Source organism: Rhodococcus sp. PSi06 (assembly GCF_054960675.1).
In genome coordinates this window covers 145,925-166,946 of record NZ_JBHNYO010000005.1, presented here as the reverse complement: position 1 = coordinate 166,946, position 21,022 = coordinate 145,925, and the positions used below count along the sequence as shown (strand labels likewise).

General features: G+C 65.3%; 18 protein-coding genes. 5 read left to right on the top strand and 13 right to left on the bottom strand.

The window, feature by feature from the left end; genetic code table 11:
- Positions 1-12: 12 nt before the first annotated feature.
- The 8 genes from ACFI9K_RS08885 to rimP all read right to left on the bottom strand — a co-directional run bounded on the left by ACFI9K_RS08885 (position 13) and on the right by rimP (position 8,382).
- On the bottom strand, positions 13-1,341 hold the full coding sequence (locus ACFI9K_RS08885) for an MATE family efflux transporter (RefSeq protein ID WP_462663143.1): 1,329 nt from the start codon (positions 1,339-1,341) through the stop codon (positions 13-15).
- Positions 1,338-2,336, bottom strand: coding sequence for a DHH family phosphoesterase (locus ACFI9K_RS08880; RefSeq protein ID WP_462663142.1), 999 nt, complete (start codon positions 2,334-2,336; stop codon positions 1,338-1,340). The genes ACFI9K_RS08885 and ACFI9K_RS08880 overlap by 4 nt, the downstream gene beginning before the upstream one ends.
- Position 2,337: 1 nt before the next feature.
- Positions 2,338-2,826: a 30S ribosome-binding factor RbfA gene (gene rbfA / locus ACFI9K_RS08875; protein ID WP_462663141.1), complete on the bottom strand. Its 489-nt coding sequence runs from the start codon at positions 2,824-2,826 to the stop codon at positions 2,338-2,340.
- A 103-nt stretch (positions 2,827-2,929) separates the two neighbouring features.
- Complete coding sequence (locus ACFI9K_RS08870) at positions 2,930-3,220, bottom strand: DUF503 domain-containing protein (RefSeq protein WP_032377081.1); 291 nt, start codon at positions 3,218-3,220, stop codon at positions 2,930-2,932.
- Between the two features lie 153 nt (positions 3,221-3,373).
- A complete protein-coding gene (infB, locus tag ACFI9K_RS08865) occupies positions 3,374-6,277 on the bottom strand; it encodes a translation initiation factor IF-2 (protein ID WP_462663140.1) in 2,904 nt (967 codons plus the stop codon).
- Positions 6,278-6,346: 69 nt separating this feature from the next.
- Complete coding sequence (locus ACFI9K_RS08860; RefSeq protein WP_462663247.1) at positions 6,347-6,634, bottom strand: YlxR family protein; 288 nt, start codon at positions 6,632-6,634, stop codon at positions 6,347-6,349.
- A gap of 168 nt (positions 6,635-6,802) precedes the next feature.
- Positions 6,803-7,810 (bottom strand): transcription termination factor NusA, encoded by a 1,008-nt coding sequence (gene nusA, locus ACFI9K_RS08855; RefSeq protein WP_032377079.1) that lies wholly within the window; start codon positions 7,808-7,810, stop codon positions 6,803-6,805.
- Complete coding sequence (gene rimP / locus ACFI9K_RS08850; protein ID WP_462663139.1) at positions 7,807-8,382, bottom strand: ribosome maturation factor RimP; 576 nt, start codon at positions 8,380-8,382, stop codon at positions 7,807-7,809. The genes nusA and rimP overlap by 4 nt, the downstream gene beginning before the upstream one ends.
- Before the next feature lie 182 nt (positions 8,383-8,564).
- Between rimP and ACFI9K_RS08845 the strand changes: the two genes are divergently transcribed.
- Complete coding sequence (locus ACFI9K_RS08845; protein WP_462663138.1) at positions 8,565-9,068, top strand: hypothetical protein; 504 nt, start codon at positions 8,565-8,567, stop codon at positions 9,066-9,068.
- Positions 9,065-9,505, top strand: a complete 441-nt coding sequence (locus ACFI9K_RS08840; protein WP_462663137.1) for a ferritin-like domain-containing protein — start codon at positions 9,065-9,067, stop codon at positions 9,503-9,505. Before ACFI9K_RS08845 ends, ACFI9K_RS08840 begins: the two co-directional genes overlap by 4 nt.
- A 10-nt stretch (positions 9,506-9,515) precedes the next feature.
- On the opposite strand, the gene ACFI9K_RS08835 is transcribed toward ACFI9K_RS08840, so the two are convergent.
- Together ACFI9K_RS08835 and ACFI9K_RS08830 are read right to left on the bottom strand one after the other, a co-directional pair.
- Positions 9,516-11,240, bottom strand: coding sequence for an acyl-CoA dehydrogenase family protein (locus ACFI9K_RS08835; RefSeq protein WP_462663136.1), 1,725 nt, complete (start codon positions 11,238-11,240; stop codon positions 9,516-9,518).
- A 76-nt stretch (positions 11,241-11,316) separates the two neighbouring features.
- Complete coding sequence (locus tag ACFI9K_RS08830; RefSeq protein ID WP_462663135.1) at positions 11,317-13,068, bottom strand: proline--tRNA ligase; 1,752 nt, start codon at positions 13,066-13,068, stop codon at positions 11,317-11,319.
- A 68-nt stretch (positions 13,069-13,136) separates the two neighbouring features.
- Between ACFI9K_RS08830 and yaaA the strand changes: the two genes are divergently transcribed.
- The 3 genes from yaaA to mgtE are packed head-to-tail and all read left to right on the top strand — an operon-like array spanning position 13,137 to position 16,475.
- Entirely contained in the window at positions 13,137-13,880 is a 744-nt protein-coding gene (yaaA, locus tag ACFI9K_RS08825) for a peroxide stress protein YaaA (protein ID WP_462663246.1), read from the top strand.
- Positions 13,877-15,088, top strand: a complete 1,212-nt coding sequence (locus ACFI9K_RS08820; RefSeq protein ID WP_462663134.1) for a DUF2786 domain-containing protein — start codon at positions 13,877-13,879, stop codon at positions 15,086-15,088. Before yaaA ends, ACFI9K_RS08820 begins: the two co-directional genes overlap by 4 nt.
- A gap of 40 nt (positions 15,089-15,128) precedes the next feature.
- A complete protein-coding gene (mgtE, locus tag ACFI9K_RS08815) occupies positions 15,129-16,475 on the top strand; it encodes a magnesium transporter (protein WP_462663133.1) in 1,347 nt (448 codons plus the stop codon).
- A gap of 13 nt (positions 16,476-16,488) precedes the next feature.
- Here the strand turns inward: mgtE and ACFI9K_RS08810 are convergent, their stop codons facing one another.
- The 3 genes from ACFI9K_RS08810 to ACFI9K_RS08800 are packed head-to-tail and all read right to left on the bottom strand — an operon-like array spanning position 16,489 to position 20,913.
- A complete protein-coding gene (locus tag ACFI9K_RS08810; protein WP_462663245.1) occupies positions 16,489-17,976 on the bottom strand; it encodes an MFS transporter in 1,488 nt (495 codons plus the stop codon).
- 7 nt (positions 17,977-17,983) lie between these two features.
- The gene (gene cobA / locus ACFI9K_RS08805) at positions 17,984-19,264 is read right to left on the bottom strand and encodes a uroporphyrinogen-III C-methyltransferase (protein WP_462663132.1); all 1,281 of its coding nucleotides are present in this window, start codon (positions 19,262-19,264) and stop codon (positions 17,984-17,986) included.
- A complete protein-coding gene (locus tag ACFI9K_RS08800) occupies positions 19,231-20,913 on the bottom strand; it encodes an ABC-F family ATP-binding cassette domain-containing protein (protein ID WP_462663131.1) in 1,683 nt (560 codons plus the stop codon). The genes cobA and ACFI9K_RS08800 overlap by 34 nt, the downstream gene beginning before the upstream one ends.
- Between the last annotated feature and the right edge of the window lie 109 nt (positions 20,914-21,022).

Genomic DNA, 21,022 nt, shown 5'->3' with positions numbered 1-21,022 from the left:
CTTATTTGTCGGTCACTGCTTTATTTGTCGGTCGCTGCCGATCACCAGCCACTTGCCGGACAGCACTCGCCCGGCGACCGCAAGCATGCGCAAGGCGACGAAGACACCCAATCCGATCCAGATGCCCACCAATCCCCAGTCGAAGACCAGAGCCGACCAGATGAACGGTAAGAACCCGAGGACCGCGCAGGCCATGGTGGCGTTACGCAGGAATGCCGCGTCGCCGCTACCGAGCAGCACACCGTCCAACGCGAACACGACGCCGGCGATGGGAATGATGGCCACGAAGATCCACCAGATCGCATGCATCTGATCGACGACCGAGACATCGCTCGTGAACAGATCCGGGACGAACGAACGTCCGACGGCGAAGATGCCGGCCAGAACCACTGCGAATACCGTCGACCACGCCGTCAACCGCCATGCCAGTGCGCGCGCATCCTCGGTCCGGCCGGCTCCCAGAGCAGCCCCCACGAGGGTCTGAGCGGCAATGGCGAGCGAATCGAGCATCAGTGACACCAGGTTCCACATGTGCAGCACCACCTGGTTCGCGGCCACCGAGGCGGCCCCGAACCTCGACGCGACCGCGGCCGCAGAGAGAAAGCACGCCTGGAACGCGAGGCTGCGCACGATGAGATCGCGACCGAGTATCAACTGCGCTCGCATCACCGACCACTGCGGGCGCAGTTCGGTGCTCTCTCGAACGACTGCGACGACGAACAGCACACCGGCGACGCCCTGGCCGATGACGTTCGCGACGGCCGATCCCACCAGCTCCAATCGCGGGAAACCGAACAACCCGTGTACCAGGAGCGGGCACAGTATCGCCGACACGGCGAAACCCAGCACGACGAATCGGAGCGGTGTCACGGTGTTCTGGACACCGCGCATCCAGCCGTTTCCTGCCAGCGAGATCAGAATGAACGGCACGCCCACCAGGGCGACCCGCAACCATGCGATCGCCTCGCCGGCAATATCGCCTCCTCCGGTCAGTACCGACACCACAGGCTCGGCGGCGAGTTGCACGACCGCAACGATGACGATCCCGAGACCGAGAGCCAACCAGGTTGCCTGCACCCCCTCGCCGACGGCGTCGCGTTCGCGACCGGCCCCGTGCATACGAGCGGCTCGGGCAGTCGTGCCGTAGGACAGGAAAGTCAACTGGGTGCTGACCTGAGCGAGGACCAGGCCACCGATCGCGAGCCCGGCGAGCGCCAGAGCGCCGAGTCGGCCCACGACCGCGGCATCGAACAGCAGGTACAGAGGCTCGGCGGCGAGGACGCCGAGGGAGGGAAGGGACAGGCCGAGAATTCGACGAGCAGTGACCGGTGTGGAACTCACGACGTGGACAAGGCTCCACGCAGCGCGTCGATCACGTCGCCGAGCTCACCGGTTGCGGTGTAACCGGCAGCGTTGCGGTGACCGCCGCCTCCGAGTGCGCATGCAACGGCCGACACGTCGACCTCGGTCTTGGACCGCAATGACACCACCCAGACCGCGCCGAAGTCCTGTTGCTTCAACACGGCAGCCACTTCGGCTTCGGACGTAGTGCGGACGATGTCGATGACGCTCTCGATCTCCTCCGACCGCAGCCCGGCCGAGTCCTCGCTTCGGATGATCGCGTACACCAAACCGTGCCCGTCGGCTGCGTCGGGGATCAGGGACGCCGAACCCAGCACCGCCCCGAGCATCGGCAGCCAATCGAACGGGTGGGTGTCGAGCAACTTCCGCGCGATGTGTGCGCCGTCGATACCCGTCGCCAGCAGCCTCTCGGCAAGCAGATGAGAACCCGGGCGAACCCAACGGAACGATCCGGTGTCGGTGACCAGGCCGGCAAACAATAGGTGGGCCAGATCGGCGTCGATCTCGACACCCCATTGATCGAGCAGACGGGCGATGACGGCTGTGGTGGACTCCGCGGATGCGTGGACGACGTTGACCGTTCCGAATCGGGTGTTGCTGCGGTGATGATCGATCACCAGACTGGCCGCCGCTGAGTCGAGTCGATCGCCCAACGACCCGAGCCGACCTCGACTTCCGGCGTCCACGGTGACCACCAGATCGACCGTCTCCGCCACGTCGCCCGCAGCGACCAGCAGGTGTCGACCCGGCAGTTCGTTCATCGACTCGGGCAGAAATGCCGGAGCCGCGAAGGCAACCTGGACTGTTGCCCCGCGACGTTCGAGCACCGAACCGAGCGCCAACCCGCTGCCGATCGTGTCGGCGTCGGGTTGGACGTGGCAGAGCACGGTCACCGAGGAAGCATGCTCGAGCATCTCGATGGCACGCGCCAGATCCGCGTCCAGCTCGACGGTCGAACCAGAACCATCGGACATGTCAGTCGGCTTCGGCTGGCTCGACGGCCTCGGCATCGTCCCGGCCCTCGGACGAATCCTCGCGGGGGGCCTTGTACGGATCCGGGTCGCCTGCAGGCGTGGCGTTGGCCCGGGCGCGGGCCAACTCCTCGTCGGCCACGCGAGCGCGTTCGAGCAGGTCTTCCATGTGCCGGGCGGTGTCGGGCACCGTGTCCGTCACGAACGTCAATGTCGGTGTGTACCGCACGCCGGTACCGGCTCCGACCTTCGACCGGAGGACTCCCTTGGCCTTCTCCAGTCCCGCCGCCGCTGCTTGCAGATCCGGCGGGGTATCGAGGTTCTCACCCATCACCGTGTAGTACACCGTGGCGTCGTGCAGATCGGCCGTCACCTTGGTATCGGTGATGGTCACGAAGGCCAACCGGGGATCCTTGATCTCGTGATCGATCGCCGTCGCCACGATGGCGGCGATTCGTTTGGACAACTTGCGAGCCCTGGCCTGATCCACCACGACAATCACACTCCTCTTTCATGGCCGGACGTCGATTCTGTCGCGACGTCCCGGCGGTTGTGCTCTGTACGTCTGCCGGACCGTGCCCGGCAGACTTCCCGGATCAATCCTCGGGTCCGAAGATTCTCCGGCGTACTGCCAACAGTTCCAGATCGTGGCGTTCGGCGACATGCCGTTCGCATTCGTCCAACTTGTCGTGCAGCAGGTCCACATCGGTACCGGCGGCCGCGACCCCCAGCAACGACCGTCGAATACGTTCTCGCTCACCGGTTTCCGCAGCGGACACACCCAACCTCTGCAGATCACCCAATACCGGTTCCATCATCGACCGCTTCTCGGCCAGCGAACGTACGTCCCCCAACAACACGTCCAACTCCAGAGCACCCAGATACACGCTGACGTCCTTCGATCGGCTCCGACGACAAAGCCGGTGGCGGTACAAGTGTCGTACCACCACCGGCTCGAAGTCGGAGCGCAGTGTCACTCCCCTGGCTTCACCACCGAGCCGACGCGACCGGATGCGGAGCCGAACGGCTCCGCATCGGTTCTAGTCGCGCGGCTTTTCACGGAGTTCGTACGCCTCGATGACATCGCCCACCTTGATGTCGGAGTACGTCACCGTCAAACCACATTCGTAGCCTTCACGGACCTCCGTCGCGTCATCCTTCTCACGGCGGAGCGAGGAGATCGTGACGGTTTCCGCAACAACGGCACTGTCTCGGATGAGTCGTGCCTTTGCGTTGCGACGGATCGTACCGGAGGTGACGAGGCAACCAGCGATGTTTCCGACCTTGGAGGACCGGAACAGCGCGCGGATCTCGGCCTGCCCGAGGGCAACCTCTTCGTACACCGGCTTGAGCATGCCCTTGAGGGCCTTCTCGATCTCGTCGATCGCCTGGTAGATCACCGAGTAGTACCGAATGTCGACGCCTTCGCGGTTCGCGAGTTCGGTCGCTTTGCCCTCGGCCCGAACGTTGAAGCCGATGATGATCGCGTTGGACGCCGACGCCAGGTTGACGTTGGTCTCCGTGACACCACCGACACCGCGGTCGATGACCCGCAATTCGACCTCGTCGTCGATCTGGATACCGAGCAGAGCCTCTTCGAGAGCTTCGACGGTTCCCGAGTTGTCACCCTTGAGGATCAGGTTGAGCTGCGAAGTCTCCTTCAGAGCTGCATCGAGATCGTCGAGGCTGATGCGCTTGCGACTCTTGGCCGCCAACGCGTTCCGCTTGCGTGCATTTCGACGGTCGGCGATCTGGCGAGCGATCCGGTCCTCGTCGACGACCAGAAGGTTGTCACCTGCACCGGGCACCGACGTGAAACCGATGACCTGAACGGGCCGGGACGGCAGCGCCTCGGTGACGTCCTCGCCGTGCTCGTCGACCATTCGGCGGACACGTCCGTATGCGTCGCCTGCCACGATCGAGTCACCGACGCGGAGCGTTCCGCGAGCGATGAGCACGGTTGCGACCGGGCCACGACCGCGGTCGAGGTGCGCCTCGATGGCAACACCCTGAGCGTCCATGTCCGGGTTGGCGCGCAGATCGAGTGACGCGTCGGCCGTCAGCAGCACCGCTTCGAGAAGGGCATCGATGTTGGTGCCCTGCTTGGCGGAGATGTCGACGAACATCGTCTCGCCGCCGTATTCCTCGGCGACCAGCCCGTACTCGGTCAGCTGCTGCCGGATCTTGTCCGGGTTCGCGCCTTCCTTGTCGATCTTGTTGACCGCGACCACGATCGGCACATCTGCCGCCTGGGCGTGGTTGATGGCTTCCACCGTCTGCGGCATGACGCCGTCGTCGGCGGCGACCACCAGGATCGCGAGGTCGGTGGCCTTGGCACCGCGGGCACGCATGGCGGTGAACGCCTCGTGGCCAGGGGTGTCGATGAACGTCACGAGACGTTCGTTGCCTTCGAGCTCGGTCAGCACCTGGTAAGCACCGATGTGCTGCGTGATACCGCCGGCCTCGCCTTCGCGCACCGTGGTGTTACGAATCGAGTCGAGCAGTCGCGTCTTACCGTGGTCGACGTGGCCCATGACGGTGACCACCGGGGGACGCTGCTCGAGGTCTTCCTCGCCGCCGGCGTCTTCGCCGTAGGTGAGGTCGAACGAATCGAGCAGTTCACGATCTTCGTCCTCGGGGCTGACCACCTGGACGACATAGTTCATCTCGCCGCCGAGCAGCTCCAGCGTCTCGTCGTTGACCGACTGTGTCGCGGTGACCATCTCACCGAGGTTGAACAACGCCTGTACCAGTGCGGCCGGGTTGGCGTCGATCTTGTCTGCGAAGTCCGACAGCGATGCGCCGCGGGCGAGACGGATCGTCTCACCGTTGCCGCGGGGCAGCCTGACGCCACCGACTGCGGGAGCCTGCATGCTCTCGTACTCGGCGCGTTTCGCCCGCTTCGACTTACGGCCACGACGGACTGCTCCGCCGGGACGACCGAAGGCACCTGCTGCTGCGCCGCGCTGGCCGGGACGGCCACCGCCGCCGGGACGGCCACGGAAGCCACCTGCGGGAGCGCCGCCTGCGGGGGCACCACCGGGAGCACCCGGAGCACCGCCACCGCGGTATCCACCGCCGCCTGCGCCACCCGGACGTCCGCCCGGTGCACCGCCAGGGCGACCGGGGCGTCCTGCTGCGGGACCCGGGCGCGCCGAACGTGTCGGCATGGCACCCGGATTGGGGCGAGGAGGCATGGAGCCGGGGCTCGGACGAGGTCCGGCCTGGCCGGGAGCGGGACGAGGCCCACCCTGACCGGGAGCCGGACGACTGCCGGCCGACGGTGCTGCGGGACGAGGCCCACCCTGACCGGGAGCCGGGCGGCCGCCACCGGGGCGCGGGGCACCGGGGGCCGGACGAGGAGCCGGTCGTTCCACGGGAGCCGAGGAGTACGGGTTGTTACCGACACGCGGAGCCTTGGGGCCGGGCTTGGGGCCGGGACCTGCAGGCTTGGGTGCTGCCGGAGCGGATGCTGTCGCCTCGGCCGACGCGGCGGGTGCCTGCTCGACCGGGGCAGCGGGTGCTGCCGGCTGAGTCGTCGGCGCAGCCGGTGCGGGAGCCGCCGGTGTCGCCGGAGTGGCGGGAGCTACCTCGGCGGGAGCCTGTGCTGCGGGGGCCTGAGCTGCCGGAGCCTCGGGCTCAGCCGGACGAGCTGCCGGCTTGGGTCCGGGACGAGGCCCACCCGGCTTCGCTACACCGGGCTTGGCGGCGGTATCCGACGCACGATCGGCCGCAGCGCGGCCGTTGGGTGCTGCTGCACCGGCAGCCGACGCGTCCGCGTTTGCGGACGGAAAAGATTCACGGAGTCGACGGGCAACCGGTGCCTCGACTGTGGATGATGCGGACTTGACGAACTCGCCCTGCTCTTTGAGCCGTGCGAGTAGTTCCTTACTGGTGACACCGAGTTCTTTTGCCAACTCGTGCACGCGGGCCTTGCCTGCCACTGCTCTCCTCACTGAGAGGCCGAGCGAGGCTTGGTGCCCGCACGACCTCGGGTTATCTCCGATGGACGTTCATCGTTGGTGCTTCACGGTGTGCTCATCAGTGCTGTTGCCTGTTCTTGTCGACGGGTGTTGCTCTTGTCGTGTCCTCGCCCGCAGTTGGTCGCGCTCATCGAGCACGGCTGTCACGGCGGACGATTCCACATTTCCCGATATCCGAAACGCACGACCGAATACTCGGCGTCGCTCCGCATTGTGCAGGCATTCTCGGTTGTAGTGCAACCACGCACCACGACCGGACATCGAATGCCGGATGTCGGGGACGAGAGCGAATTCGTGCGAACCAGCTTCTCGAACCACGATCCTCAACAGATCGGCGGCCGGAACTCGCTCCCTGCATCCGACGCACGTACGAATCGGCCGGGCTTTCACAACCGGATACTCGCGTTCGTGCTTCTGGTGAGAGGCTTCGTTACCGAACCAACGACCACTCTACCGCTGTATTGCCTCGAACTCCGCATTCCGGCCCTATGCGCTGGTCGTCTCGGGTGCCGCCGCATCACTGCGGATATCGATGCGCCAACCGGTCAATCGAGCGGCCAGTCTGGCGTTCTGTCCTTCCTTGCCGATCGCCAGCGAAAGCTGGTATTCCGGAACCACCACGCGAGCTGCGCGCGCAGCGGCGTCCACGACGGTCACCGATACAACCTTCGAGGGCGAGAGAGCATTCCCGACGAATGTGGCCGGGTCCTCGTCGAAATCGATGATGTCGATCTTCTCGCCCGCGAGTTCGCTCATCACGTTGCGCACTCTCTGCCCCATCGGTCCGATGCAGGCCCCTTTGGCGTTGAGACCGGACACAGTGGAGGCCACAGCGATCTTGGAGCGATGACCCGACTCGCGTGCCACCGCGACGATGTCGACGGAACCGTCGGCGATTTCGGGAACCTCAAGCGCAAACAGTTTTCGCACCAGGTTGGGGTGCGTACGGGAAAGGGTGATCTGCGGACCGCGGTTGCCCCGAGCGACTCCGACGACGTAGCACTTGATGCGCTCGCCGTGCTCGTATGTCTCCCCCGGCACCTGCTCGGCGGGGGGCAGCAACCCGTCGGCCCCGTTGGCGTCGCTGCCGATGCGCACGATGACGGTGCCCTTCGCATTGGCGCGCGTGTCGCGCTGGATCACTCCGTTGACGATCTCACCCTCGTGCGTGGAGTACTCACCGAACGACCGCTCGTGTTCGGCGTCGCGCAAACGCTGCAGAATGACCTGACGAGCGGTGGTGGCCGCGATGCGCCCGAATCCCTCCGGGGTGTCGTCCCACTCCGAGATCACGTTGCCGTCGGCATCGATTTCCTTGGCCATCACGCGAACGGAACCGGTCTTGCGATCGACATCGATCCACGCGTTGGACTGGTGGCCCTCGGTGTGTCGGTATGCGGTCAGCAATGCGGTCTGGATCGTCGAGATGACCATCTCGATCGGAATTCCCTTGTCCGCTTCGATCGCCCGCAATGCAGCAATGTCGATATTCACTTGTTCGCCCCTTCTTCCGGTGCTTCCACGTCCACGATGTCGTCGGTGTTCGCAGGCGAGGGCCTGCCGCCGACAACTCCACCCGCCAGGTCCATCTCTTCGGCGGTGGGCTTCGAAAATTCCACCTGCACAACTGCTTTCACTACATCGGTCAGCACTATCGATCGCGTCGACAGCACGCCCTTCTCCTTGATCACCACGGTGACCGCATCGCCGTCGAGCAGCCCGACCCGACCGTCCACCTTGCCCTCGGCCAACTCGATGCGCACCTTGCGCCCGCGTGCCCGACGCCAGTGCCGCGCCTCGGTCAGCGGCCGGTCGATTCCGGGAGTGGTCACTTCGAGCGTGTACGGTGCTTCACCGAAATCCGACACGGCGTCGAAGACGTCCGAGATCTCGCGGCTCAACTCCGGGAGCGCGTCCAGGTCGATGCCCTCGTCACGATCCACCATGATCCGCACCGCGCTGTGTTTTCCTGCTGCGACGACGTTCACATCCTCGAGGTCGTAGCCCCGATCGCGAACGAGGTCGGCGAGTAGCTCGACAACCCTCTCCTTGGACGGAACAGGCATGTCGCGAACTCCTCGTGTGTAGTTGTGGGCGATCCGGCGAGCGGCAGCCGGACCGCGTTTGCCGAACCAACAGACTACCGCCCCGAGGCGGTGCTCGTGACCACGCAGGCCGCCGCGACACGCGGGCACGGCACGTGTGGGCGCTGCGTTCCGGCCCGATGTCGGTCTGGCAGGATGTCGAGGTGCCCACGCCGATCGCTCCCTTCGCGCTCACCCGCCGCGGGTTGTTTCGACTCGCCGGTGCCGCCGCCTTGTCGGCCGCCACCGTCGCCACTGTCGCGGCGTGTTCCGAGGAGGAGATCTCCGGCCCAGCTCTCGATTCTTTGACCGCACAATTACGCGCTGCACGCAGCGATGCCGCCGACGCCGCGGCAGCCGCAACCACGATTCCGGACTACGCCGCCGCGCTCACGGTCGTTGCCGCACAGCGCACGGAGCACGCCGATGCGCTCGACACGGAGATCGCACGCGCCACCGGTGCCACGACCGACACCTCCCCGTCGGCAACCACCACGACCGTCGTGCCGCCGACTCCGCCGGCCGATATCGCCGCAGTGCGCGAGACTCTGACCGCATCCGCTCGCAGTGCAGCCGAAGCCGCACGAAACGAAAGTGGTTATCGCGCCGGGCTTCTCGGTTCCATCAGTGCGTCGTGCACGGTGTCGGCTCTGGTGGTCCTGGCATGAGCGATCTCGGTCCCGAACAGCAAGGTCTGGTCGACGCACTCGAAGCCGAATATGCAGCAGTCTTCGCCTACGGCGTCGTCGCGGCGTTCTCCAATCCCACCCGCGCCGAGCTGGTGGCGTCGAACACTGCTGCGCATCGCGCGCGCCGAGACGCGACCATCGACGCGCTGCGGGCAGCCAGCGTCGCCGTCCCCCTTCCCGACCCGGCCTACTCGTCACCCTTTCCGGTGACGGACGCGATCTCTGCCGCACAGCTCGCTGCTCAGGCCGAGATCGACACGTGTGTGGCGTGGCGTTCCTCGATCGAACGCAGCCAAGCCGGTGGCACGCGTGACATGGGAGTGCAAGCGCTCACCGACTCGGCGGTTCGGCTCGCCACGTGGCAACAGATCCTGGGAGTGACCCCCTCGTCCACGGCATTTCCCGGTCAGCCGTGACCGCTGTCGCCTAGGGACGCATCTCGTAGCGACCGTCGTAGGACACGACCTCGTTCCATACTGTGTCGAATCGGCCCGAGTCAACCACGGGCTTACGAATGGCGTCCAGTGCCCATTGCTGTTGCGCCGCGGTCGAGGACGGCTTCCCGTACAGCGCGACGGCGTAACCGGAGAAGTCTCTGATCTGGAAATCGAAGATTTGGTCCAGCATCTCCGGCGAGATGTCGTCGGCCTGCTCGAGTATCAGATGGCCGTAGACGACGAGCGAGAACAGGTGACCCACCACCAGTAGGAAATCGAGATCCTTCTGCTGAGCTTCGTCCGGTGCGCACTCGGCGAGAAACGACCTGAACGCGGTGGCCTGCTCGTAGAACCGTCCGACATTGGCAATGCCGGAGTGCTTGCGGTACACCGGGTTCCAGTCGTGGAACCGAACAGCGCTCGCACCGCGGGCGGGACCTTGAGCGAAGAAGAAGCTGTCGTCGGCCGGCTCGGTCCTGGTGCCGACATCGGGGTAGTCGACGGGCGAGAACATGTACGCCGGCATGAACTTGAGCATCAGTGCAACGTTGACGTGCACGGTGCCTTCGAGCTTGGGCAGTGTTCCGATCAGCTGCGCAGCCTCGCGGAAGTAGGTGTTCTTCTCGTATCCCTTGGCGGCGATGACGTCGTGCAACAGACCGACGACGGTTTCGCCCTCGGAGGTGACCTTGGCCTTGGTCATCGGATTGAACAGCAGGTAGCGCCTGTCCACGGGTCCGGCAGCGCGGAAGTAGTCGACCGCCCGCGCGCTGAACAGTTTCATCGCAATCAAGCGCGAGTACGCATCGACGAATGCGCTGCGCACATGGGGGAAATCGGTGACGCGATTGCCGTACAGGATTCTGTTGTTGGCGTGGGTGATCGCCTCGTAGAAGGCATGCTCGCAGATGCCGACCGAACCGGTGCAGAGATTGAACTTGCCGACATTGACCGTGTTCAATGCCGCGGAGAAGGCATCGGCTCCGGTGTGCAGAATGTCCTGCTCCCGGACGGGGTAACCCTCGAGCGAGAACGTACTGACGTACATCTGGCCGTGCACCACACTCTCACGCAGCCGGTACGCCGGATGCGCGCTGTCGGCCACGAAGAACACGTAGGAATCCGGTCCCTCGATGTCGGTGCGTCGACCGAACACCGACACCATTCCCGCCACGTTGCCGTTTCCGATGTAGTACTTCTCCCCCGATGCGGTGAACGCGAGCTCCGCGTCGTCGATCGAGGGCGTCAACAGCATGTCGGTGGAGTACACGTCGGCACCGTGCGCCCGCTCGGACAGACCGAAGGCCATGACTCCACCCCGGTCGAGTTCGATTGCCGCGCGCCGCTTGGCGTCGTCGTTGGCACTCATCCAGATGGGGCCGAGACCGAGGACGGTGACCTGCCAGGTGTACCAGTACGCCAGACCGTAGAACCCGAGAATCTCGCTCAGCGCGGCGTTACGAGCGGCATCCCACCGAGTGTCGGTCGATCCGTCGCCGTACGCGGCCGGAGTCGAGAACGTGGCGAACAGCTTCTGCTCGGCGACGAACTCGAGAAAGTCGGCGGGCCAGACGCTGTCGAGATCGTCCGACAACAGCCTTTCTTTACCGCGGCTCTCGAACCATTCGATCAAAGCCCGTAGCTGTCGGCGTGACCCTTCGTCGAGCTCGGGCGGATCGAAAGTCGTCGGATCGAACAGCGCATACTGAGCCACGGTGTGACCTCTCCTAGTCGTGTGACCCGAAGCTACCAGCGGGTACACGACCGCGCAGAAAGATCGCGAGACTGCCCTACGGGGTGTGCCGCACGGCCTTCACGATCTCCTCCACCGCCGAGTCGATGTCCAGTTCACGGCTCTCACCGGAGAAACGATCGCGGATTTCCACCTTGCCGTCGGCCCAGCCGCGGCCGAGAACGACCACGAGGGGAACGCCGATCAGTTCCGAGTCCTTGAACTTCACTCCCGGAGATGCCTTGCGGTCATCGAAGAGAACCTCGATGCCCTGCGTATCGAGTTGAGTCGCAATGGATTCCGCGCCCGCACGCGCGGCATCGTCCTTGTTGGCGATCACCAAGTGGACATCGGCGGGGGCGACCTCCGACGGCCACCGCAGGCCCTTGTCGTCGTGCATCTGCTCCGCGATCACGGCGACCAGGCGTGAGACACCGACGCCGTACGACCCCTGTACCAGTCTGACCGGCTTACCGGCCTCGCCGAGGACGTCGACAGAGAACGCGTCGGTGTACTTGTAACCGAGTTGGAAGATGTGCCCGATCTCGATTCCGCGTGCGCTGACGAGGGGCCCGCGGCCGTCGGGTGACATGTCGCCATCGCGAACCTCGGCTGCCTCGATGGTCCCGTCGGGAACGAAGTCACGACCGGCAACAAGGTTCACCACGTGCTTGCCCGCAATGTCCGCGCCGGTGATCCACGACGTGCCGTCCACCACCCTGGGATCGACGAGATACCGAACTCCGTTGGCCTGCAACCCGCGCGGTCCTATGTACCCCTTGACCAGGAACGGGTTGGCCGCGAAATCCGCCTCGGTCAGCAGCGCGAACTCGGCGGGCTCGAGGGATGCTTCGAGCCGCTTCTCGTCCACCTCACGGTCACCGGGTAGCCCGATCGCGAGCAACTCCCACTCCCCCTCGGCATTACGAACCTTGAGCAGAATGTTCTTGAGAGTGTCGGCCCCGGTGACGGTGCGACCGAGATCGGCACCGTTGGCCCACTCGACGAGCGTCGCGATGGTCGGGGTATCGCCGGTCTCGTAGTCGACGGCGGCCGGCTGTCCCTCGATGGGAAGCGGCTCCGGTGCCGTCGTGGTCACGGCCTCGACATTGGCCGCGTAGCCCGACTCGATGCACCGGACATAGGTGTCCTCGCCGATGTCGCTCTCGGCCAGGAATTCCTCGGAGGCGCTGCCGCCCATGGCACCCGACGTCGCAGCAACGATGACGTACGAGACACCGAGCCTGGCGAAGATGCGCTGGTAGGCCTCCCGGTGGGCGTCGTAGGACTTCTTCAGTCCGTCCTCGTCCATATCGAAGGAGTACGAATCCTTCATGACGAATTCGCGTCCGCGAAGGATGCCCGCGCGGGGACGCTCCTCGTCGCGGTACTTGGTCTGGATCTGGTACAGCGTGACCGGAAGATCCTTGTAGGAGTTGTATTCGGCCTTGACCATCAGTGCGAACAGTTCTTCGTGGGTGGGCCCCAACAGCATGTCGTTGCCCTTGCGGTCCTTCAGACGGAACAGCGCATCGCCGTATTCGGTCCACCGATTGGTGGTCTCGTAGGGCTCCCGCGGCAGCAGGGCGGGCAGTGAGATCTCCTGCGCACCGATGGCATTCATCTCTTCGCGCACCACGCGCTCGACCTGGCGAAGAACACGCAGACCCAGAGGCAACCAGGAGTAGACACCCGGCGCGATACGACGAACGTAACCGGCGCGAACCAACAGCTTGTGGCTGTCGACCTCGGCATCGGCCGGATCGTCGCGAAGGGTACGGAGGAACAACTGCGAGAGACGGGTGATCACGGGTTGTCAGACTAGTCGGTTGTGGCGCGCCTGTGAGCAGGCACCGTGTGATGGGTAGCCTCGAGCCCGTGCTGATTCTGCTACCTCCCTCCGAGACGAAGTCAGACGGCGGTTCCGGAGCACCCCTGGATCTGGATCGACTGGCCCTGCCGTCACTGTTGCCGCTTCGCCGCAAGCTCGCCGACGCACTCGTCGAGCTCTCCGCCGACGTCGACGCGTCCATCGCTGCGCTGGGACTCGGCCCCACCCAGGTCGACGAGATCGAACGCAACGCCCGGCTGTGGACCTCGCCCACCGCACCGGCCTTGGAGCGGTACACCGGCGTGCTCTACGACGCGTTGGACGGACGGTCGTTCACCCGCGCCGGCCGGGCCCGTGCCCATGCGCGCTTGTGGATCGGTTCGGCTCTGTTCGGGGCGGTTCGCGCATCCGACCCGATCCCGTCGTACCGACTCTCCGGCGGGTCCACGATTCCGCACTTCGGCACGCTGAGATCTCACTGGAAGCCGGAGTTGTCCGATGCCATCCTGGCCGAGGACGAGGGCATCGTCGTCGATCTCCGCTCCGGTACGTACCAGCAACTCGGTCCGGTTCCCGGCGCGATCACCGCCACGGTGCTCACCGAGAAGCCCGATGGCAGCCGTTCGGTGGTGAGTCACTTCAACAAGCATCACAAGGGATTGCTCGCACGCGCGCTGACCGTGACCACCGCCGAGCCCAGAGACGTGAAAGCCGTTGCACGCGTTGCATCGAAGGCCGGGCTGCGCGTCGAAGTCGCGTCGTCGACCGAATTGATCGTGCTCACCGAATGAACGACATCCCCGGCCTGCTCCGAACAGGAGCCGACGCGTCCGTGGGCAAGACCAAGAGTCAACGCATCGCCGACGACGTTGCCGACCGGCTGGTGTCGATGGATGCGACCGGACTCGGCACTCGGGCGTTGACCGACATGATCGAGACCCTGTACGAAAACGGTTGGCAGCCGCTGGATCTGCTGCACGTGGTGCGTCGTCAGCACACGGTGGCCGTGACCACCCTTGCGGCGGCGGCTCTGCTGCATCAAGCCGATCTCACCGACGCGGACTCGCGGGCCCCACAGGACTGGGTCGATCAGTTCTCGTCCATCTGCGAGCAGTTCCCGAAGGTTGCGGCGCGGGTCGAGTCCACCCCCGACTTCCTGACGGCTTATCTGGCGTCGTCGGGCAGATCGGATTACATTGCCGCGAGCGATCAGTGGCTCGATGTACTCACCGTGCTCGGGCAGTGGCAGACGCTGCCCCGGTGGCCGCAGCTGGGTGCCACACCGTCCCAGTGGCCACGCGTTCGCCCCACGTTGCAGGGCGTGTCCGGCTCCGATGCGCCGAACACCAAGATGCTGAGCAAAATTCGCGGACTGCTGGCCAAAGCCGATGCCACGGACTTCGAGGAAGAGGCCGAGACGTTGACGGCCAAGGCGCAGGAGCTGATGACGCGCTACTCCATCGACACCATGCTGCTCTCTCAGGGCCACAGCGACATTCACGGCAGGCGTGTACACGTCGACGGTCCGCACGCGCCGGCCAAGGCGCAACTGCTGCACGTCGTCGCAACCGCCAACCGCGTCAAGGCGATCTGGGATTCCGAGTTCGCGGTCGCCACCTTGGTCGGAGCTCCGGTGGACGTGGAACAGACCGAATTACTGTTCACCTCGCTCCTGGTTCAGGCAACCCGAGCCCTCGGCCATTCACCGGAAGCGAAGAAGCGCAAGAGAGCCGGCTCCGCTGCGTTCGGCAAGGCGTTCCTGTATGCGTATGCGATCCGCATCGGAGACCGGCTGGCCGACGCCGACGCGCAGGCGCTGGAGGAAGCTCGCCACGAATCCGGTGATCTACTGCCGATATTGGCCGCGCAGACTGTCGCCGTCGAAGCCGAATTCGTCCGCCTGTTCCCCACCGCGAAGCCGATGCGCGGTCCTCGTCTGGACGCGGAGGGCTGGGATTCCGGCCGGGCAGCGGCGGACGGGGCCGACCTCTCGCACTGAGGAGTTCGTCCACTCCCCGTTCGCAGTGCAAAATGATTCTGTGCCCGACACTCTCGACGACATCATGACAAGAACCTCGGAGCTGTTGTCCGAGCGCAACATGACCGCGCTGTCGACGTTGATGGCGGACGTCTCGACGACGGATACGGTGCGTGTTCTCGAGCGGGTCGACTCCGCCCGCCGCGCGGTGCTGTTTCGCCTGCTTCCCAAGGACGAGGCAGTGTCGGTGTTCGAGCGGTTCGACGCCACAGTGCGGAGCGAACTGTTCGAGAGCCTGCGTAGCGACGACGTCATCGCGCTGTTCGAGGATCTCGACCCCGACCATCGAGTGGAGCTGCTCGACGAACTCCCGTCGAACGTCGCGCACCGGATGATGAGCGGGCTCTCCCCGACCGAGCGGGCGCTGACGGCACCCATGTTGGGGTACGACCGCGGATCGGTCGGCCGTCGAATGAGTCCCGAGTACGTGCGGTTACGGAGCGATACCACTGTTGGCGACGCACTGGAGGCAGTGCGCCGGACCGGCTCGGATGCCGAATCGGTCTACCTTCTGCCGATCATCGACGATCACCGTACTGTGCTCGGAGTCGTCACTCTCGCCGATCTGGCAACCACGGACCCGATGACCGCGGTGGGCGATCTGTACTCGGATCATCCGATCGTGCGGGCAGATTCGTCCGCGGAAAGTGCAGCCCGGCAGTGCTTCGAGCACCGAAGCCCGGCCGTGGTGGTGGTGGACTCCGAGCAACGGCTGATCGGCATTCTCACGCTCGAGCAATCCGCCAGAATCCTGGAGGAGGCCGAGGACGAGGACACCGCCCGTGCGGGTGGGTCGGAGCCGCTTCGCAGACCGTACTTGGCCACGCCGGTACTGGCCATCGTGCGCTCGCGGGTGGTGTGGCTCCTGGTGTTGGCGTTGTCGGCGATCCTCACGGTGCAGGTGCTCGAGATCTTCGAGCACGCCCTCGCCGCTGTGGTCACCCTCGCCCTGTTCATTCCGCTGTTGACCGGGACCGGCGGCAACACCGGCTCTCAGGCCGCGACCACCGTCACCCGAGCCCTCGCACTGGGCGACGTGCGTCCGCGCGACATCGCCGCGGTCCTCTTTCGCGAGATCCGCGTCGGCGCGACGATGGGTGCGATGCTCGGCACCCTCGGTCTCGTGATCGCCGGACTCGTCTACGACTGGCACCTCGGCGTCGTCATCGGCACCACGCTGCTGTCGATCTGCACGTTGGCCGCGACAGTCGGCGGGGCCATGCCACTGGTAGCCAAGAAGATCGGCGTGGATCCCGCTGTCTTCTCGACGCCGTTCATCTCGACCTTCTGCGACGCGACCGGCCTGATCGTGTACTTCCTCATCGCCAAGGCCGTACTCGGCGTGTGATAAGCCCTGCTCGTCAGCCCTTCTGGGCGTCTTCCTGAGCGGCCTGGGCCTGGGCAACCTGCTGCGGGGTGAATCGGATGAACAGAGCCGCGAAGCCGGCTATCACGGCGCAGACGGCGCAGCAGAACAACGCGAACATGTAGCCCGAGCTCAATGCATCGAGTTGGCTCTCGTTCATCAATGTCGCCGGCCCGGATATCCCGCCCAGCGAGAGAGTGCGCGAGGTGACCAGCGCTCCGATGACAGCCAAGGCCAACGGGCCACCGAGGGTTTGAGCAACCAGGGAAATCGCCGTCAACGGCCCGATCTCGGTGGGGCTCACCCCGGCGATGGCGCACAGCGGGAGCGGCACCACCGTCAGGCCCACACCGAAGCCGATGCCTATGACAGGAAAGAACAGTCCGGGGAAGTACGCCGAGTCCGCGTTCATCGTGGTGACCGACACCATGAGCCAGCCGACCATGATGACGGCACCGCTCAGGATGAGCCAGCGCGGAGCGATCCGGGTCACCAGTTGCGAAGCCAGGAACGCCGCGGCACCGAGCCCGAAAGCGAACGGGACGAACGCCAGACCGGCATTGAGCGGGCTGTACCCCAGGATGTCCTGTACGAACAGGGCCACGTAGGCAGCGAGGCAGAACATCACTCCGCCCGCGAAGAAGATGGCCACGAAAGTTGCGACTCGATCCCGGTTGCGGAACAGCGAGAACGGCAGCAACGGGTTCTCGGCACGACGCTCGACCAGAAGGAACAGTCCGAGAAAGAGCAATCCGGCGATCAGCGAGACGATGACGATCGGGCTGGTCCAGCCCAATTCGGTGCCCTCGCTCAACGCCAGGACCACGCCGGTGCAGCCCAAGGTGGCCAAGATCGCGCCAGGAACGTCGAGAGGCAATCTCGCGCCCACCGTCTCCTGCAGCGATACCACCGCGAGCACCACGATGACCACGCCGATCGGTACGTTGATCAGGAAGATCCAGCGCCAGGACACCTCGGTCAGCGCGCCGCCGATGATGAGCCCGGCAATGGAACCGACGCCTGTCATAGCCGCATAGATCGCAATGGCCTGATTGCGCACCGGCCCGGGCGCGAAGGTGGTCGCCACCAGTGCGAACGCCGTGGGGGACGCCACCGCAGCTCCGACGCCTTGTAGGGCCCTGGCGGCGACGAGCGTGGCTTCGTTGACCGCCAGGCCGCACAGCAGCGACGCGATCGTGAACAGCACGACGCCGGCGAGGAACATCTTCTTGCGACCGAACGCATCGCCGAGCCTGCCGCCGAGGAGCATCAATCCGCCGAAAGCGAGGGCGTAGGACGTCAGCACCCAGTTGCGACCGGCGTCGGACAGTCCCAGGTCCGCCTGCAGGGGTGCAAGGGCCAGGTTGGCGACGGTGCCGTCGAGCACCACCATCAACTGTAGGCCACTCAGGACGATGATCGCCATCCCGAACGCTCGGGTCGTCACCGGATACTTGATCTCGGTGGCGGAGGTCTGGGACATCGATGACTCAGGCACGAGCGTTCACGTTACCGGCGTTCACGGAAAAACCGGCAACGGTCCCGATAACCACTATGGCCGGCGGCCTGATGCCCGCTTCGCTCACGGCCGCGGCGACGGTGCTCAGGTCCGCCCGAACTTCACGTTGTGTGCGCATGGTGCCCTCCTGAACGACGATGACCGGAGTGTCCGATGCCCGGCCGCCCGCAATGAGTACATCGGCGAACTGCCCGATCCGTTCGACGGCCATGAGAAGCACGATCGTGCCCTTGAGCTTGGCGAGTGCGTTCCAGTCCACGAGTGAATCGGGGTGATCGGGTGCAACGTGACCGCTGACCACGACGAACTCGTGGGTAACGGCGCGATGGGTCACGGGAATTCCGGCGGACGAGGGCACCGAGATGGCACTGGTGATGCCCGGTACCACGGTCACGGGAATGCCCTCGGCGGCCAGTGCTTCGAGCTCCTCGTACCCGCGACCGAACACATAGGGATCGCCGCCCTTGAGACGAACGACGAATTTGCCTGCTTTCGCGCCGTCGATCAAGGCCTGATTGATCGCCTCCTGCGCCATGGCACGGCCGTACGGAATCTTCGAGGCGTCGATGACCTCGACATGCGGACCCAATTCCGCCAGCAGCTCGGGCGGTGCCAAGCGATCGGCCACCACGACGTCGGCGTAGGCAAGCAGTCTGCGGCCTCGGACGGTGATGAGATCCGGGTCGCCGGGGCCACCACCGACCAGCGCGACACCGGTCATCGGCGCGTGGGCCGAGTCGGCGACGACGCCGGACTGCAAGGCCTCGATCACCGCGTTGCGCACCGCAGCCGAACGCCGATGCTCACCGCCCGCGAGCACACCGAGGGTCAGGCCGTCCCATTCGGCCGACGCCGGCGTGACCGCCGTTCCGTCCTTGGCGATATCGGCTCGGACGCAGAAGATCTTCGACGCGGTGGCCTCTGCGACGATGGCGACGTTGGTCTCGGCCTCGTCGGTACAGGCGATCGCGTACCAGGCGTCGACGAGATCACCCTCGCGGTAGTCGCGCAATTCGAGCGTCACCTGCCCGGCGGTCGCCATTGCCTCGACGGCGGGCGTGGCCTCGCGAGTGATGACGTGCACCACGGCACCGGAGGAGATGAGAAGGGGCAACCGACGCTGCGCGACGGTGCCGCCGCCGACCACGACGACGCGTCGACCATCCAGATTCAGGCCGACCAGATAGGGAGAATCAGTCGCGTTCACGGGAAGAAACGCTACCGCGCGCGCTGCACTCGCTTTTCGTCCCATACGGGCTCATCGGATTCGTACGCCTGCCCGGTACTGCCGAACACCAGAAATCGATCGAAACTGCGCGCGAACCAACGGTCGTGGGTGACCGCGATGACCGTGCCCTCGAACGCCGCGATCGCGTCCTCGAGGGCGTCGGCGGACATGAGGTCGAGGTTGTCGGTCGGCTCGTCCAACAGCAACAGCGTTGCACCGGACAGTTCGAGAAGCAGGATCTGCACGCGGGCCTGCTGACCACCCGAGAGATTGTCGTAGGACTGCTCGGCAGCCCGGGCCAGACCGTAGCGGTCCAACGCCCGGCCCGCAGCTTCCCGGCCCATGCCGTCACGGTGTTCGTTGCCCATGTGCAAAATGTCGAGCAGCGTGTTGCCCGCGAGATCCGGTCGCGTGTGGGTCTGGGCGAACAATCCGGGACGCACCCGTGCACCGAGTACCGCCGTACCGGTGTGAGGTACCGGGTCGAGTGCCAGTTCCTGGACCGGCTCGTGCTCCTTCTCCGGATCGGTACCTCCGTTGGCGAGCAGGCGCAAAAAGTGCGACTTACCGGAACCGTTGGATCCCAACACCGCAACGCGGTCTCCGTACCAGATCTCGGTGTCGAACGGCTTCATCAGACCCGTCAGCTCCAGACCGGTGCACACCAGCGCTCGTTTGGCCGTTCGCCCGCCGCGAAGCCGAACGGTGACGTGCTGTTTCAGCGGAACCGCCTCCGGGGGTCCGGCCTCCTCGAACTTGGCCAGGCGGGTCTGGGACGCGTGGTAGCGAGCGGCAACTCCGTCGTTGAACTTGGCCTTCTCACGCAGGCGCAACACCAGCGCCCGGAGCTTGACCAGTTCCTCGTCCGACCGCCGCCGCAACTCGTCGAGCCGAGCATTGCGGTCCTCGCGGGCTGCGTGATAGGTCGCGAACCCCCCACCGTGCACCCAGGACGTCGCACCGCTCACACCCGGTTCCAGAGTGACGATTCTGTTCGCGGCGTTGGCGATCAGTTCGCGATCGTGACTGATGAACAGCACCGACTTGTCCGAGTCGCGAATGGTCGCCTCGAGCCAACGCTTGCCCGGCACATCGAGGTAGTTGTCCGGCTCGTCGAGAAGCAACAGATTGTCGGAACCCGCGAAAAGCGCTTCGAGCACCAGACGCTTCTGCTCACCGCCACTGAGCGTCGATGCGGCGCGCCACTTGGCCCGGTCGAACGGCATGCCGAGCGCAGCGGTGGTGACCTTGTCCCAGAACGGTTCGAGGTCGTAGCCGCCGACGTCCCCCCAATCCGACAGGGCCTGCGCGTACCTCATCTGGGTCTTCTCGTCGTCGATCTCGATCATCGTGTTCTCGGCATCGTCGAGAGCCGTGGCCGCCGCGCGGACCGCCGGCGACGCAACGGAGAGCAGCAGATCGCGGACGGTCGAGTCGTCACGCAACTGACCGACGAACTGCCGCATCACTCCGAGCGAGCCCGATTTCGACACCGAACCCTCGTCGGCGGTCTCGTCGCCGGCGATGATCCGCGTCAGAGTGGTCTTGCCGGTTCCATTGGGGCCGATCAGCGCCGTCTTGGCACCGTCGCCCACGCGAAATCCGACTCCGTTCAACAGCTGCCTACCGTCGGGCAGGAAGTACACGATGTCGTTGAGTTCGAGGTGGGCCACAACGAACCAGCCAACCCCATCGGCCCCGCGATGGCCAATCGTTTACCACCGCGCCCGTCTCGAAAACAGGCGAGGGCCGACTCGTCTCCAGGCGAGGGCCGACTCGTCT